13 protein-coding genes and 1 tRNA gene are annotated in these 16,398 nt (G+C 46.6%); all 14 read right to left on the bottom strand.

Features of this window, described 5'->3' with window-relative positions; translation table 11 throughout:
* On the bottom strand, positions 1–764 hold a 764-nt coding region (locus tag ACP7H9_RS13985), incomplete at its 3' end, for an elongation factor Tu (protein WP_439222917.1).
* Between the two features lie 59 nt (positions 765–823).
* Positions 824–2,947, bottom strand: a complete 2,124-nt coding sequence (gene fusA, locus ACP7H9_RS13980) for an elongation factor G (protein ID WP_034818772.1) — start codon at positions 2,945–2,947, stop codon at positions 824–826.
* A gap of 28 nt (positions 2,948–2,975) precedes the next feature.
* Positions 2,976–3,446, bottom strand: a complete 471-nt coding sequence (gene rpsG / locus ACP7H9_RS13975) for a 30S ribosomal protein S7 (RefSeq protein ID WP_011233610.1) — start codon at positions 3,444–3,446, stop codon at positions 2,976–2,978.
* Between the two features lie 72 nt (positions 3,447–3,518).
* A complete protein-coding gene (rpsL, locus tag ACP7H9_RS13970; protein WP_011233609.1) occupies positions 3,519–3,893 on the bottom strand; it encodes a 30S ribosomal protein S12 in 375 nt (124 codons plus the stop codon).
* 206 nt (positions 3,894–4,099) lie between these two features.
* The gene (rpoC, locus tag ACP7H9_RS13965; RefSeq protein WP_011233608.1) at positions 4,100–8,335 is read right to left on the bottom strand and encodes a DNA-directed RNA polymerase subunit beta'; all 4,236 of its coding nucleotides are present in this window, start codon (positions 8,333–8,335) and stop codon (positions 4,100–4,102) included.
* A gap of 72 nt (positions 8,336–8,407) precedes the next feature.
* On the bottom strand, positions 8,408–12,436 hold the full coding sequence (rpoB, locus tag ACP7H9_RS13960; protein WP_011233607.1) for a DNA-directed RNA polymerase subunit beta: 4,029 nt from the start codon (positions 12,434–12,436) through the stop codon (positions 8,408–8,410).
* 217 nt (positions 12,437–12,653) lie between these two features.
* Positions 12,654–13,028 (bottom strand): 50S ribosomal protein L7/L12, encoded by a 375-nt coding sequence (rplL, locus tag ACP7H9_RS13955; RefSeq protein WP_011233606.1) that lies wholly within the window; start codon positions 13,026–13,028, stop codon positions 12,654–12,656.
* Between the two features lie 53 nt (positions 13,029–13,081).
* Entirely contained in the window at positions 13,082–13,600 is a 519-nt protein-coding gene (gene rplJ / locus ACP7H9_RS13950; protein ID WP_011233605.1) for a 50S ribosomal protein L10, read from the bottom strand.
* A 267-nt stretch (positions 13,601–13,867) separates the two neighbouring features.
* Complete coding sequence (gene rplA / locus ACP7H9_RS13945) at positions 13,868–14,563, bottom strand: 50S ribosomal protein L1 (protein ID WP_011233604.1); 696 nt, start codon at positions 14,561–14,563, stop codon at positions 13,868–13,870.
* Between the two features lie 3 nt (positions 14,564–14,566).
* A complete protein-coding gene (rplK, locus tag ACP7H9_RS13940; protein WP_011233603.1) occupies positions 14,567–14,995 on the bottom strand; it encodes a 50S ribosomal protein L11 in 429 nt (142 codons plus the stop codon).
* Positions 14,996–15,133: 138 nt separating this feature from the next.
* On the bottom strand, positions 15,134–15,673 hold the full coding sequence (gene nusG, locus ACP7H9_RS13935; RefSeq protein WP_011233602.1) for a transcription termination/antitermination protein NusG: 540 nt from the start codon (positions 15,671–15,673) through the stop codon (positions 15,134–15,136).
* Between the two features lie 2 nt (positions 15,674–15,675).
* A complete protein-coding gene (secE, locus tag ACP7H9_RS13930) occupies positions 15,676–16,056 on the bottom strand; it encodes a preprotein translocase subunit SecE (RefSeq protein ID WP_110014408.1) in 381 nt (126 codons plus the stop codon).
* A gap of 47 nt (positions 16,057–16,103) precedes the next feature.
* Positions 16,104–16,180 (bottom strand) — tRNA-Trp (locus ACP7H9_RS13925).
* Positions 16,181–16,328: 148 nt separating this feature from the next.
* On the bottom strand, positions 16,329–16,398 hold a 70-nt coding region (locus tag ACP7H9_RS13920), incomplete at its 5' end, for a hypothetical protein (RefSeq protein ID WP_317498017.1).

Genomic DNA, 16,398 nt, shown 5'->3' with positions numbered 1-16,398 from the left:
GTGGTCTTCGTCGTATCTTTCATACCAACGATTTCACACTCGTCGCCTGTACGCACGATACCGCGCTCTACACGACCCGTTACTACCGTACCACGACCTGAAATCGAGAATACGTCTTCGATTGGCATGATGAATGGCTTATCGATGTCACGCTCTGGCTCTGGGATGTAGTTATCCAGTGCGTCGGCTAATTCAACAATTTTCTTAGCGTAGTCTTCGTCGCCTTCCAGCGCTTTCAGTGCTGAGCCCTGAATTACTGGTAAATCGTCGCCCGGGAAGTCATATTCTGACAACAGTTCACGAACTTCCATTTCTACCAGCTCTAACAGCTCTTCGTCGTCGACCATGTCACATTTGTTCATGAATACAACGATGAATGGTACGCCTACCTGACGTGAAAGCAGGATGTGCTCACGAGTCTGTGGCATTGGACCGTCTGTTGCTGCTACTACCAGAATAGCGCCGTCCATCTGCGCCGCACCGGTGATCATGTTTTTAACATAGTCAGCGTGCCCTGGGCAGTCTACGTGTGCGTAGTGACGAGTTGGTGTGTCATATTCAACGTGTGACGTTGAAATAGTAATACCACGCTCTTTCTCTTCTGGCGCGTTATCGATGGCTGCGAAGTCTTTCGCCGCACCACCATAAACTTTTGCCAAAACAGTTGTGATAGCAGCAGTTAGTGTTGTTTTACCGTGGTCAACGTGACCGATGGTGCCGACGTTTACGTGCGGCTTCGAACGTTCAAATTTTTCTTTAGACATGATATATCCTCAAACTTAAGTTAAAAGCCCGGCCTCGAAAGAACCGGACCAGACCTTACTTATTTAGCGTTACGCTCAGCCATTACTTTTTCAGCAATGTTGTTTGGTGCTTCAGAGTATTTCAGGAACTCCATAGAGTAGGATGCACGACCCTGCGTTTGTGAACGCAAGTCTGTCGCATAACCGAACATCTCAGACAGTGGTACTTGAGCATTAACTGCTTTCAAACCACCCGGAGCTTCTTCCATACCATCAATAAGACCGCGACGACGGTTTAAGTCACCCACGACATCACCCATAGATTCTTCAGGAGTGATAACTTCAACTTTCATGGTTGGCTCTAACAGAGCTGGGTTAGCTTTTAATGCACCTTTCTTGAAGGCCATGCTACCAGCAATTTTAAATGCCATTTCAGAAGAGTCGACATCGTGGTATGAACCATCATATAGAGTCGCTTTAACACCCAATACAGGATAGCCAGCCAAGACGCCTTGTTGCATCTGTTCTTGGATACCCTTGTCTACTGCCGGGATGTATTCTTTCGGTACAACACCACCTACAATTTCGTTTACGAATTTGTAAATAATGTCATCACCGTTATCGTCTTCTTCGATAGTCATTGGTTCAAGTTTAATCCAAACGTGACCAAACTGACCACGACCACCTGATTGACGTACGAATTTACCTTCGACTTCGACAGACTCACGAATTGCTTCACGGTAAGCAACCTGCGGCTGACCTACGTTACATTCAACTTTGAATTCACGCTTCATACGGTCAACGAGGATATCCAGGTGAAGTTCACCCATACCAGAGATGATTGTCTGGCCAGATTCTTCGTCAGTCTTAACACGGAACGATGGATCTTCTGCAGCCAATTTACCTAAAGCAATACCCATTTTTTCCTGGTCAGCTTTAGTTTTCGGCTCTACTGCAACCGAGATAACCGGTTCAGGGAATTCCATACGCTCAAGTGTGATTTTATGAGCTGGATCACACAGCGTGTCACCTGTAGTAACGTCTTTAAGACCAATCAGTGCCGCGATGTCACCAGCGCGAACTTCTTTGATCTCTTCACGGCTGTTTGAGTGCATTTGTACCATACGGCCAACGCGTTCTTTTTTGTTCTTAACTGGGTTAACAACACCGTCGCCCTGGTTCAATACACCAGAGTAAACGCGAACGAACGTCAAGGTACCAACAAATGGGTCAGTCGCAATTTTAAATGCCAGAGCTGAGAATGGCTCTTCGTCAGACGACTTACGTACGCCTTCAGATTCATCATCCAAAATACCAGTGATAGGCTTAACTTCTGTTGGTGATGGCAAGTATTCAATAACAGCGTCAAGCACTGCCTGAACACCTTTGTTTTTGAACGCAGAACCACAAGCAACCAAACAAAGATCATTAGCCAGAGTACGCATACGCAGGCCTTGCTTGATTTCCGCTTCAGTTAACTCACCTTCTTCCAGGTATTTAGTCATCAATTCTTCGTTAGCTTCAGCCGCAGCTTCTACCAACTCAGCGTGATATTTTTCACACTCATCAACCATGTCAGCAGGGATTTCTTCATAAGTGAATGAAGTACCCATGTCTTCTTCGCTCCAGTTGATGAACTTCATTTTAACTAAGTCCACAACGCCGCGGAAATTATCTTCTGCGCCTACTGGTAGCTGCATTGGAACAGCCTGAGCTGCCAAACGCGTTTTCATTTGGTGTACAACAGATAAGAAGTCTGCGCCTGCACGGTCCATCTTGTTGACGAATACCATGCGAGGAACTTCATATTTGTTTGCCTGACGCCAAACAGTTTCAGTCTGAGGCTGGACACCAGATGATGCACAAAGTACAACAACAGCGCCGTCAAGAACACGCAAAGAACGTTCAACTTCGATGGTGAAGTCAACGTGTCCAGGAGTATCGATGATGTTTACACGATGCTCAGGGAACTGCTTGTCCATACCCTGCCAGAAACAGGTGGTAGCTGCTGACGTGATAGTGATACCACGCTCTTGTTCTTGTTCCATCCAATCCATGGTGGCTGCACCATCGTGCACCTCACCAATTTTGTGAGACAAACCAGTATAGAACAACACACGTTCAGTTGTGGTTGTTTTACCGGCGTCTACGTGAGCACAAATACCGATATTACGATAGCGCTCTATGGAAGTTTTACGAGCCACAATAAACTCCTTCTAGGTTAACTGTGAATTACCAGCGATAGTGAGCAAACGCTTTGTTCGCTTCAGCCATGCGGTGAACGTCTTCACGTTTCTTCACAGCCGACCCTTTGTTCTCTGATGCATCTAGCATTTCAGCTGCCAGACGCTGCGACATTGATTTTTCACCACGGGTGCGCGCTGCATCAACTAACCAGCGCATAGCCAGTGCGTTACGGCGTACCGGACGAACTTCAACCGGAACCTGATACGTTGAACCACCAACACGACGAGATTTAACCTCAACCATTGGGCGGATGTTATCTAGTATTGTATCAAAGACTTCCAGGCGATCTTTACCTGACTTCTCTGCCAGGATGTCCAATGCACCGTAAATAATTTTTTCAGCGACTGCTTTTTTGCCGTCAACCATGACGACATTGATAAATTTGGCCAACAATTCTGATCCGAACTTAGGATCTGGAAGGATTTTACGTTGACCTATGACGCGTCTTCTTGGCATCTCAATATTCTCCGATTAATTCAGGGTTTTACCCAAAACGTACGACAGTTTGGCCTTACTAACGGAGAACCGTTAAGATTTAGGCCGTTTTGCGCCGTACTTAGAACGACCTTGTCTACGGTCATTAACACCTGAGCAGTCAAGTGCTCCGCGTACTGTGTGATAACGCACACCTGGCAAGTCTTTTACACGACCGCCACGAATTAGTACGACTGAGTGTTCTTGTAAGTTGTGACCTTCGCCACCGATGTACGAAGAAACTTCGTAACCGTTAGTTAAACGAACACGGCAAACTTTACGCATTGCAGAGTTCGGTTTCTTTGGCGTAGTTGTGTAAACACGGGTACATACACCGCGTTTTTGAGGGCACGCTTCAAGAGCCGGAACGTTGCTTTTCACAACGGGCTTTTGACGGCCTTTACGCACCAGCTGGTTAACTGTTGCCATTCATTACTCCTAGTTTAGTTGATGTCGCTTTTTACCACGTGTATAGAGCGTGAAAAATCGCTTTTTTCTGACCACTGAAAGTCAGATCCCGAAATTCGGGAGCGGAAATTCTAATGGTCATATTTTCGCCTGTCAAGGCTATACAAAAGAAGCCGGCACTTTTACAGTACCGGCTTCTGTACACGAACGTTAAAAACGTTCGCTAATTATTCTGCAGAATCATCACCTGCAGAACTATTTCCAGCATTTAAGGCATCCGCAAGTTGTTGCTCAGCCTGCTCTGCAGTCATAGTTGGCTCGATATCAACATTCAGTTCATCCAGTCGACGCTGCATGCGCTCTTTGTGATATGAGTAACCTGTACCTGCAGGAATCAGACGACCAACAATTACGTTTTCTTTCAGTCCACGTAAGCTGTCTTTCTTACCACCAACGGCTGCTTCGGTAAGAACTCGCGTTGTTTCCTGGAACGAAGCCGCTGAAATAAAGGATTCAGTCGACAACGATGCCTTAGTAATACCCAGCAACTGACGTTCAAATATTGCTGGTTTCTTACCATCCGCTTCCGCTTTTGCGTTAGCTGCTAACACTTCTGACATTTCAACCATCTCGCCTTCCAGCAAGTTCGTATCACCGGCGCGTAAAATAAGTGCCTTACGCAACATCTGGCGAACGATAGTTTCAATGTGCTTATCGTTAATTTTAACACCCTGCAGACGGTAAACTTCCTGCACTTCGTTAACGATATAGTTAGCAACTGCACTAACGCCACGTAAGCGTAAAATGTCGTGCGGTGCTTCTGGACCATCGGCAATAACTTCACCTTTAGTCACTTGTTCACCTTCAAACACGTTCAGCTGACGCCACTTCGGAATCATCTCTTCGTGCTGATCACCACCATCTGTTGGGGTAATCAATAGGCGACGTTTACCTTTGGTTTCTTTACCGAAGGAAACCGTACCGGTTTTCTCTGCAAGAATCGCTGGTTCTTTTGGCTTACGCGCTTCGAACAAGTCAGCAACACGTGGCAGACCACCGGTAATATCACGAGTCTTAGAGCCTTCCTGAGGAATACGCGCTAAGGTGTCACCAATTTTAACCTCAGAATTATCTTCCAGGTTAATTATAGCGTTACCTGGCAAGAAGTATTGCGCAGGGATATCAGTTCCGGCGATATTAACGTCGTTACCTTTACCATCAACCAATTTCACCATTGGACGCATGTCTTTACCGGCACTGGTACGCTGACCTGTTTCCAGTACAACGATGCTTGAAAGGCCTGTCAGTTCATCGGTTTGACGAGTCATGGTGACACCATCAATTAAATCAACAAACTTGATACGACCTTCTACCTCGGTAATGATTGGGTGAGTGTGCGGGTCCCAGTTAGCAACGGTTTCGCCGCCATCTACTGAGTCGCCTTCACCTTTTTTCAAGACCGCACCATAAGGTACTTTGTAACGCTCGCGCTCACGACCGTATTCATCAGTCAGAGTTAACTCTGTAGAACGTGACGTAATAACGTGTGCTTTATCGCTGTTTACAACCCATTTAGCGTTATGCAGCTTGATTGTACCCGGGTTTTTCACCTGGATATTGTTTTCAGCTGTTGCACGAGATGCCGCACCACCGATGTGGAAGGTACGCATGGTTAACTGTGTACCCGGTTCACCGATTGACTGTGCTGCTATAACACCAACCGCTTCACCCTGATTAACCATATGTCCGCGAGCCAGGTCACGACCATAACAGTGTGCACAAACACCAAAGTCTGTATCACAAGTAATAACCGAGCGAACTTTAACTTCGTCGATAGAATTCTCTTCCAATACGTCACACATTTTTTCATCAAGCAATGTATTGCGCGGAAGTAACTCTTCTTCGCTGCCAGGCTTCATTACCGGCTCACAAAGAACACGACCCAGTACACGTTCACGCAACGGCTCTACAACGTCACCACCTTCAATCAGCGGTTTCATGTAAAGACCTTCGTATGTGCCACAGTCTTCTTCCATGATCACAACGTCTTGTGAAACGTCTACCAGACGACGAGTCAGGTAACCTGAGTTCGCTGTCTTCAATGCGGTATCGGCCAAACCTTTACGAGCACCGTGCGTCGAGATGAAGTACTGAAGTACGTTCAGACCTTCACGGAAGTTAGCAACGATTGGCGTTTCGATGATTGAGCCATCTGGCTTAGCCATCAAACCACGCATACCGGCTAACTGACGAATCTGCGCGGGGCTACCACGAGCACCTGAGTCAGCCATCATAAAGACTGAGTTAAATGATGCTTGCTCTTCGTCTTCACCGTCTTTGTTTTTAACAATCTCTTTCGACAAGTTATCCATCATCGCTTTCGAGACTTTCTCGTTAGCGGTTGACCAAATATCGATAACTTTATTGTATTTCTCACCGGCAGTTACCAAGCCTGATTCGAACTGTTCCTGAATTTCAGCCACTTCTTCTTCTGCTGCAGAAACAATCTCTTTCTTAGCTTCAGGGATAACCATGTCGTTTATACCAACCGACGCACCCGATACCATTGCGTAATGGAAACCGGTATACATGATTTGGTCAGCGAAAACGACTGTATCTTTCAAACCAAGGTCGCGATAAGCCTTGTTCAACATACGGCCAATCGGTTTTTTACCCATAGCCTGGTTAATCAGTTCAAAAGGCAGACCTTCCGGCATAATCAGTGACAAAATTGCGCGACCACAAGTGGTGTCACGCAGTTCGGTTTTCGTTGTACGATTGCCGTCGTCATCAATGGTGGTATCGGTGATACGTACCCGGACGCGACTATGCAACTCAACCTGACCCGTACGGTAAGCCTTTTCGGCTTCGTTCGGATCTTTGAAAACCATGCCTTCGCCTTTGCCGTTGATTTTCTCTTTAGTCATGTAATACAGACCAAGTACAACGTCCTGCGAAGGAACGATAATAGGATCACCACTGGCCGGCGACAGTACGTTGTTGGTAGACATCATCAACGCACGTGCTTCCAACTGAGCTTCTAAAGTCAGTGGTAAGTGCACAGCCATTTGGTCACCATCAAAGTCGGCGTTATAAGCCGCACAGACCAACGGATGCAGTTGAATCGCTTTACCTTCAATCAGTACCGGTTCAAACGCCTGGATACCTAAACGGTGAAGTGTCGGCGCACGGTTAAGCAGTACTGGGTGCTCTTTGATAACTTCATCAAGTACGTCCCAAACTTCTGCTGTTTCGCGCTCAACCATTTTCTTCGCTGCTTTAATGGTTGTTGCTAAACCACGACGCTCTAATTTGCCATAGATAAATGGTTTGAATAATTCCAACGCCATTTTCTTAGGCAGACCACACTGGTGCAGGCGCAATTTAGGACCAACGGTAATAACCGAACGGCCTGAATAGTCAACACGTTTACCCAGCAGGTTCTGACGGAAACGACCCTGTTTACCTTTGATCATGTCAGCCAAAGATTTCAGAGGACGTTTGTTAGAGCCTGTAATTGCACGACCACGACGACCGTTATCTAACAACGCATCAACCGCTTCCTGCAGCATACGTTTTTCGTTGCGCACGATAATATCTGGTGCAGCAAGGTCTAACAGACGCTTCAAACGGTTGTTACGGTTGATTACGCGACGATACAAGTCGTTAAGATCAGACGTAGCAAAACGACCGCCATCAAGCGGTACCAACGGACGTAAGTCTGGTGGCAGAATTGGAAGTACTTTTAAGATCATCCACTCAGGCTTGTTGTTTGATACCTGGAATGCTTCAAGTAACTTCAGTCGTTTGCTAATTTTCTTACGTTTGGTTTCTGAGTTTGTCTCAGGTAACTCTTCACGTAATTTTTGAACATCACCGTCGATATCAACAGCGCGTAACAGATCCAGAACTGCTTCTGCACCCATTTTTGCGTCGAATTCGTCGCCGTGCTCTTCAAGTGCGTCTAAGTATTCGTCTTCAGTCAGGATTTGACCCTGCTCAAGAGAGGTTAAACCACCCTCTGTAACAACGTAAGATTCGAAATACAGTACACGTTCGATATCACGCAGAGTCATATCCAGCATTAAACCAATGCGCGACGGCAATGATTTAAGGAACCAGATGTGCGCAACCGGGCTGGCCAGTTCAATGTGACCCATACGCTCACGGCGCACTTTAGTCAGTGTAACTTCAACGCCACACTTCTCACAGATGACACCACGGTGCTTAAGGCGCTTGTATTTACCACACAAGCACTCATAGTCTTTTACCGGACCAAAAATACGGGCACAGAACAAACCATCACGTTCCGGCTTAAAGGTACGGTAATTAATAGTTTCAGGTTTTTTCACCTCACCATATGACCAACTACGGATCATATCTGGAGACGAAAGAGCGATGCGAATACCATCAAACTCTTCTGCCTGATTCGTCGGCTTTAAAAGCTTCAGCAAGTCTTTCACGATTTATCTCCTGTCGGAGTTCAACCTACGGGGAGCGCAAGCACTCCCCCAATTTATTCCAGCAACAGCGTCTTAGTTCTGTTCTAGCTCGATATTGATGCCCAGCGAGCGGATTTCTTTCAACAATACGTTGAAGGATTCCGGCATGCCCGCTTCCATCTGCAAGTTGTTGTCGACAATGTTTTTGTACATCTTCGTACGACCGTTCACGTCGTCCGACTTAACTGTCAACATTTCTTGCAAGGTATAAGCCGCACCATATGCTTCCAATGCCCAGACTTCCATCTCACCGAAGCGCTGACCACCAAACTGAGCTTTACCACCCAGTGGTTGTTGAGTAACCAAGCTGTACGAGCCAGTTGAACGTGCGTGCATTTTATCGTCGACCAAGTGGTTCAGTTTGAGCATGTACATGTAACCAACGGTTACGTCACGTTCAAATTTATCACCCGTACGGCCGTCGAATAACCGAATCTGACCAGATTCAGGTAAGTCTGCAAGCTTCAACAGTGCCTTAATTTCTTCTTCAACTGCACCATCAAATACAGGTGTAGCTGTTGGCAGACCGGCTTTCAAGTTACCGGCTAAGCGCATCACTTCATCATCAGTAAACTCAGTAATGTCTACTTTCTGACGGCTTTCGCCCAAGTCGTACACCTGCTGTAAAAAGTCGCGTAATTCAGAGATAGCACGTTGCTGTTTCAGCATTTTTTCGATCTTGCTACCAATACCGCGAGCCGCCATACCTAAGTGTGTTTCCAGGATCTGACCGATGTTCATCCGCGAAGGTACACCCAGCGGGTTCAATACGATATCGACCGGGTTCCCTTCATCATCGTGTGGCATATCTTCCACAGGAATGATGGTTGAGATAACACCTTTGTTACCGTGACGGCCAGCCAGTTTATCACCAGGCTGGATACTACGGCGTACGGCTAAGTAAACCTTAACGATTTTCAGAACACCCGGCGCTAAATCATCGCCTTGAGTGATCTTACGACGCTTAGTCTCAAACTTAGTGTCGAAGTCGTCACGAATTTGCTGGTACTGCTCAGCAATTTGCTCTAATTGAGCTTGTGCGTCTTCGTTGCCTAAGTCCTGAGTCAACCAGCTTGAGCGATCGACGCTCGCCAGTTTTGCTTCATCAAAGCCATTACTTAACAACAAGTTGCGAGCTCGGTTGTAAATACCTTCTTCAAGAATCTTGAATTCTTCTGTCAGGTCTTTCTTAACCTTAGCCAGCTGCATTTCTTCAATCGCTACCGCGCGCTTATCTTTTTCAACGCCATCACGAGTGAATACTTGTACGTCAATAACCGTACCGTTAACACCGTTTGGTACTCGCAGAGAGCTGTCTTTTACATCAGACGCTTTCTCACCGAAGATAGCTCGCAAGAGTTTCTCTTCCGGCGTTAACTGCGTTTCACCTTTAGGGGTGACTTTACCGACCAGAATATCGCCGCCGTTAACTTCTGCACCGACATAAACAACACCGGATTCATCCAGCTTGCCTAATGCAGATTCACCAACGTTTGGTATATCAGAGGTAATCTCTTCAGCACCCAACTTGGTATCACGAGCAACACAGTTTAATTCTTGAATATGGATGGTTGTCATCCGATCTTCTTGCGCTACGCGCTCAGAAATCAGAATCGAATCCTCGAAGTTATAACCATTCCAAGGCATGAAGGCCACACGCATGTTCTGACCCAGTGCTAATTCACCTAAGTCAGTTGACGGACCATCAGCTAAAACGTCACCGCGTGTTACAGGTTCACCTGGGTTCACGGTTGGTTTTTGGTTAATACAGGTGTTCTGGTTAGAACGCGTGTATTTAGTCAGGTTATAAATGTCGATGCCCGCTTCACCCGGGACCATCTCTTCTTCGTTAACCTTAACCACGATACGGCTGGCGTCTACGTAATCGACAACACCACCACGCTTAGCAACAACAGTAACACCGGAGTCAACTGCGATAGTGCGTTCGATACCGGTCCCGACCAGCGGCTTATCAGCGCGCAATGTAGGAACGGCCTGACGTTGCATGTTCGAGCCCATCAAGGCTCGGTTAGCATCATCGTGTTCAAGGAACGGGATCATACTTGCTGCGATAGAAACGATTTGCTGAGGTGCAACGTCCATGTACTGGACCTGCTCTTTACTCATCAGCGTAAATTCGTTTTTATGGCGGCAAGGTACCAAATCTTCAGTCAACTCGCCTTTATCGTTCAGACCTACGTTCGCCTGGGCGATAACGTAGTTGCCTTCTTCGATTGCGGACAAATAGTCAACGTCGTCTGTAACAGAGCCGTTCTCAATACGACGATAAGGCGTTTCCAAGAAGCCATATTCATTCGTACGTGAGAAAGTCGACAGCGAGTTGATTAGACCGATGTTCGGGCCTTCTGGAGTTTCAATCGGACACAAACGACCATAGTGCGTTGGATGTACGTCACGAACTTCGAAACCGGCACGTTCACGAGTCAAACCACCCGGACCTAAAGCAGAGATACGACGCTTATGCGTCACTTCTGACAATGGGTTGTTCTGGTCCATAAACTGCGACAGCTGGCTTGAACCAAAGAACTCTTTAACCGCAGCACTAATTGGCTTCGCGTTAATCAGGTCTTGAGGCATGGTGTTGTCTAAGTCACCCAGCGACAAGCGTTCTTTTACTGCGCGTTCTACACGTACCAAACCGACACGGAATTGGTTTTCTGCCATTTCGCCGACTGAACGTATACGACGGTTACCCAGGTGGTCAATGTCATCAACTTCATCTAAACCGTTACGGATTTCGATAAGTTTTTTCATGACTTCGACGATGTCTTCTCTGGACAACGTGTTATCACCGCTTAAGTCTTCACGACCCAAACGACGATTAAACTTCATGCGGCCAACAGTTGATAAGTCATAACGTTCTTCGCTGAAGAACAGGTTATCAAATAGAGTTTCGGCGGCTTCGCGTGTTGGCGGCTCGCCCGGACGCATCATGCGATAGATTTCAACCAAAGCTTCTAAGCGGTTGTTGCTTGAATCAACGCGTAAGGTTTCGCTCATGTATGGACCGTGATCCAAATCGTTAACGAACAGCGTTTCAATTTTCTTAATACCCGCTTCGCTAAGCTCGGCGATAAGCTCAAGTGTCAGCACGTCATTCGCGTGACCGACCACTTCGCCAGTTTTCTTATTCGCGTAGTCTTTCGCTAATACTTTTCCGACCATGTATTCTGCCGGCACTTCCATCTCTTTAATGTCCAGTTGCTCCAACTGGCGGATGTGACGTGCGGTAATACGACGGCCTTTTTCGACCAGTACTTCGCCTTCAGCACCTTTGATGTCGAACTTGGCGGTTTCGCCACGCAGACGTTCAGGCACCAACTGCATTTTCACCTTAGTTTTAAGGATTTCAAAGTACGTTGTGTCGAAGAACATATCGAGAATTTCTTCAGTGCTGTATTCCAGAGCACGAAGAATAATTGACGCCGGTAATTTACGACGACGATCGATACGTACAAAAACGTTGTCTTTAGGATCAAATTCAAAATCCAACCAAGAGCCACGGTAAGGAATAACACGCGCGTTATACAGGACTTTACCTGACGAGTGTGATTTACCTTTGTCGTGATCAAAGAACACACCAGGTGAACGGTGGAGCTGAGAAACGATAACTCGCTCTGTGCCATTGATAACGAAGGTTCCGTTTTCTGTCATTAACGGAATTTCGCCCATGTACACTTCTTGTTCTTTAATGTCTTTAACTGTACCGGCAGCTGCTTCTTTATCAAACAGCACCAGACGCAGTTTCACACGCAATGGTGCTGAGTAGGTAATGCCCCGGATCTGACATTCTTCAACGTCAAACGCCGGCTCACCCATGTGATAACTGACGTACTGTAGTTCCGCAGTACCAGAATAACTGGCAATAGGAAAGACCGAACGAAAAGCCGCTTCCAGACCATTATTGGCTTCTGGATCGACTTCAATAAATTTCTTAAATGAATCAAGCTGCATAGACAGCAAATAAGGAACTTCTAGGACCTGAGGTCGTTTACCGAAATCCTTACGAATACGTTTTTTTTCAGAGTAGGAGTACGCCATGGGGTTCCTCAGCTAGCTGATTGATGACCCTAACCAACGAGTGGTTCGATGGTTAAAAACAGATTAATCTTTTATCTGTCGATCCCGTTGTTATTTTTTTCGCTTATCTGTATCCAACCTCGGGCAAAATGATACAAGCGATACAGCGCAAAAGGGCTGGTGGTTAATTAACCACCAGCCCGAGGCCTAAAAGGCCATATGTCGTACAAAAGTTAAATTACTTAACTTCAACTTCCGCACCAGCTTCTTCAAGCTGCTTTTTCAGCTCTTCAGCTTCGTCTTTGCTTACACCTTCTTTAACTGCTACTGGTGCAGACTCAACCATAGCTTTAGCTTCTTTCAAGCCAAGGCCAGTTGCGCCGCGAACAGCTTTGATAGCGGAAACTTTGTTTGCGCCAGCTGCTTTCAGTACTACGTCAAATTCAGTTTTCTCTTCAGCTGCTGCTTCGCCGCCTGCTGCTGGAGCAGCTACTGCTACTGCTGCAGATGCGTCAACGCCGAATTTTTCTTCAGCTGCTTCGATCAGTTCAACCAGTTCCATTACTGGCATTTCAGCGATCGCGTTTAAGATGTCGTCTTTAGTCAGAGCCATTACTCTAAACTCCTGGGTTTATAATTACAAAAAATGGTTAAAAAACCAACGTATTATTTAGCGTCTTTAATTGCTGCCAACGTTCTAACGAACTTGCTAGGTACTTCGTTAACTGTTTTAACGAATTTGCTAACCGGTTCTTTGAAGGTGGCGAGCAATTTAGCCAATGCTTCGTCACGAGTCGGAAGTGAAGCAACTGCGTCCAATTTTTCTGGACCCATGATGCCATTACCGATTGACAGAGCTGTCACTTGCAAGTTCTTGTTTTCTTTTGAGAAGTCTTTGAACAGACGAGCTGAAGCGCCCGGTGCGTCCATAGAAAACCCATAAACAAGAGGTCCTTTAAGTGCATCGCCCATGTCGTCAAACTGTGTGCCTTCAAAAGCGCGTTTTGCCAGTGTATTTCGTACAACTTTAACGAAAATACCCTGCTCGCGAGCTTTCTTACGCAGCGCAGTCATATCGGCTACTTCGATGCCTCGATATTCAGCAACGGTGACGGCTAGCGCATTTGAAGCAACGTCGTTAACTTCCTTAACGATGGCTTTCTTTCCGGCTAAACCAATTGCCACTGATATCACCTCGTTTTCAATTTGGGACCGAAGTCCCTCGTTACAATTAGGTGGGATAAAACCCACCGCGTTGTCACGGTGATTCTCTACCCAGAGAGCCTGAGTCGGATATCACCATCTGCGTAGGAAATTAAGTGCCACTACTCGATATTCTGAGATTCTCGCGGTACACCTACGGTCTTGGACGGGAGCCTTGTTTTGTTGCGCCTTAGCAACGCCACGGCAGCTCCAACCCATAAACCATTACACTAACCTGACTGAAGCGAATTAAACCGCTGCTACAGTTGCCTGGTCAATGCTCACACCAGCACCCATTGTTGTGGACAGGCTAATGCGTTTTACAAAAACACCTTTAGCTGAAGAAGGCTTAGCTTTCTTAAGAGCTGCCAGCAGAGCTTCAAGGTTTTCTTTCAATTTGTCGTTATCGAAGTCAACACGGCCGATTGTTGCATGAACAATACCGTTTTTATCGTTGCGATAGCGAACCTGACCCGCTTTAGCGTTTTTAACTGCAGTTGCTACGTCTGGAGTTACAGTACCAGTTTTCGGGTTAGGCATCAGGCCACGTGGACCTAAGATTTGACCTAATTGACCAACCACACGCATTGCGTCAGGTGATGCAACGACTACGTCGAAGTTCATTTCACCTTTCTTAACTTGCGCTGCTAAGTCTTCCATACCAACGATATCTGCACCGGCTGCTTTCGCTTTTTCTGCATTGTCACCTGAAGTGAATACAGCAACACGAACGTCACGGCCAGTACCGTTTGGCAGTACCGTAGCACCACGAACGTTTTGGTCAGATTTACGAGCATCGATGCCTAAGTTTACTGCGACATCAACACTTTCAGTGAATTTTGCTGTTGCTAACTCTTTTAACAGAGTAATCGCTTCATTCACATCGTAATCACGGGCTTCAACTTTCTCTGCGATCATACGAGCGCGTTTTGTTAATTTAGCCATTGATTAGCCCTCCACGTTCAAGCCCATCGCGCGAGCAGAGCCGGCGATAGTGCGTACAGCTGCGTCCATGTCGGCAGCAGTCAGGTCTGGTTCTTTAGTTTTCGCAATTTCTTCTAATTGCGCGCGAGTTACCGTACCAACTTTCTTGGTGTTCGGCTCGCCTGAACCACTTTTGATACCAGCCGCTTTCTTCAATAAGAAAGACGCAGGAGGCGTTTTGGTAATAAATGTGAATGAACGGTCTTCGAACACTGTAATTTCAACAGGAACCGGAGCGCCTTTTTCCAGGCTGTCGGTCTGTGCGTTGAACGCTTTACAGAATTCCATAATGTTCACACCGTGCTGACCCAATGCAGGACCAACTGGCGGTGACGGGTTAGCTGAACCAGCAGCTACCTGTAATTTGATAATGGCCGATACTTTCTTCGCCATGGTAATTACCTCTGTTGTGGGTTTAACGCCTCGTAACTTTTCAGAGGAAAGTTACTCCAACGGCTTCCCGTTAAAAAAGGACGCGAATTATAAGTGACTTCGCGCCATAGATCAATCTTTGTCTTGCTGCTTTTTTGATCAGGCTTTTTCTATCTGACCAAATTCAAGCTCAACTGGTGTCGCTCGGCCGAAGATCGAAACCGATACCGTAACACGGCTCTTCTCGTAATCAACTTCCTCAACCGTACCGTTGAAGTCAGCGAAAGGACCGTCGTTAACACGTACAACTTCGCCCGGCTCAAATAAGGTCTTAGGCTTAGGCTTGTCTGCAGAATCTTGTAAGCGGTCGAGGATAGCATCGGCTTCTTTCTTTGAAATAGGGGTAGGACGATCGCTACTACCACCGATAAAGCCAAGTACTCGAGGCACGCTCTTAATCAAGTGCCAGGCATCTTCGTCCATATCCATTTCGACTAAAACATAGCCCGGAAAGAATTTGCGTTCACTTTTGCGACGAACGCCGCCGCGCATTTCCACAACTTCTTCTTTAGGTACCAGAATCTCACCGAATTTATCTTCCATACCGTGCATTTTGATATGTTCTTTCAGAGATTCAGAAACCCGTGCCTCGTAACCGGAAAAAGCTTGTACTACGTACCAACGTTTCTTATCGCTCATGGTTAAATCTCCAATCCGGTTAAGAAGCCAACGACACGTACCAGGATGCCGTCAAGGCCCCAGAGAATAAGTGCTACTACAACGGTCGCAACAACAACGATAAGCGTTGTTTGAGTCGCTTCCTGACGCGATGGCCAGACAACCTTTCGAACTTCGGTACGACTTTCTTTCGCAAACGACAAAAAGGTTCTTCCCTTCGTTGTCGTGCTGGCAAAGAAACCTGCTAAGGCAACTAAAACAACCACAGCAATAGCACGGTATAAAACCGACACTTCTTCTGTGTAATAATGATTACCGCCAATAGCAACAACTAAAAGGGCGATTGTGATTATCCATTTCAAACTGTTCAACGAACTGCTTTGCGTCTCGTTATTTGCGCTCATTCTTTAATCCTAGTTGCGACCGGTCTTCGCTTTGAATCAATAAAATCTGGCAGGGGCGGAGGGATTCGAACCCCCAACCATCGGTTTTGGAGACCGCTGTTCTACCAATTGGAACTACGCCCCTAAATTTGCCTACCCTACAATTGGTGCAGGATTGGACGCGGTATTATACCTATTATGGTTTTTGACGCAAGCCCAGCCGCGCCCTTCTCCGCCCTAGCAGGCATAAAAAAGCCCGGCCAAAGCCGGGCTCTTAAAATCAACCGGACTGCTTAGTCCATGATTTTTGATACAACGCCTGCACCTACGGTACGGCCACCCTCACGGATAGCGAAACGCAGA

The organism is Idiomarina sp. ST20R2A10, assembly GCF_051842345.1.
GTDB lineage: Bacteria > Pseudomonadota > Gammaproteobacteria > Enterobacterales > Alteromonadaceae > Idiomarina > Idiomarina loihiensis.
The sequence above is the reverse complement of the archived record's forward strand: the minus strand, read 5'-3'. Positions and strand labels throughout refer to the sequence as shown.

Coding starts and splice junctions, on each gene's coding strand:
- rplK (WP_011233603.1), bottom strand. CDS start 14,995: ATGGCGAAGAAAGTATCGGCCATTATCAAATTACAGGTAGCTGCTGGT.
- nusG (WP_011233602.1), bottom strand. CDS start 15,673: ATGAGCGATAAGAAACGTTGGTACGTAGTACAAGCTTTTTCCGGTTAC.
- rplA (WP_011233604.1), bottom strand. CDS start 14,563: ATGGCTAAATTAACAAAACGCGCTCGTATGATCGCAGAGAAAGTTGAA.
- rplL (WP_011233606.1), bottom strand. CDS start 13,028: ATGGCTCTGACTAAAGACGACATCTTAAACGCGATCGCTGAAATGCCA.
- rpoB (WP_011233607.1), bottom strand. CDS start 12,436: ATGGCGTACTCCTACTCTGAAAAAAAACGTATTCGTAAGGATTTCGGT.
- rpsL (WP_011233609.1), bottom strand. CDS start 3,893: ATGGCAACAGTTAACCAGCTGGTGCGTAAAGGCCGTCAAAAGCCCGTT.
- rpsG (WP_011233610.1), bottom strand. CDS start 3,446: ATGCCAAGAAGACGCGTCATAGGTCAACGTAAAATCCTTCCAGATCCT.
- secE (WP_110014408.1), bottom strand. CDS start 16,056: ATGAGCGCAAATAACGAGACGCAAAGCAGTTCGTTGAACAGTTTGAAA.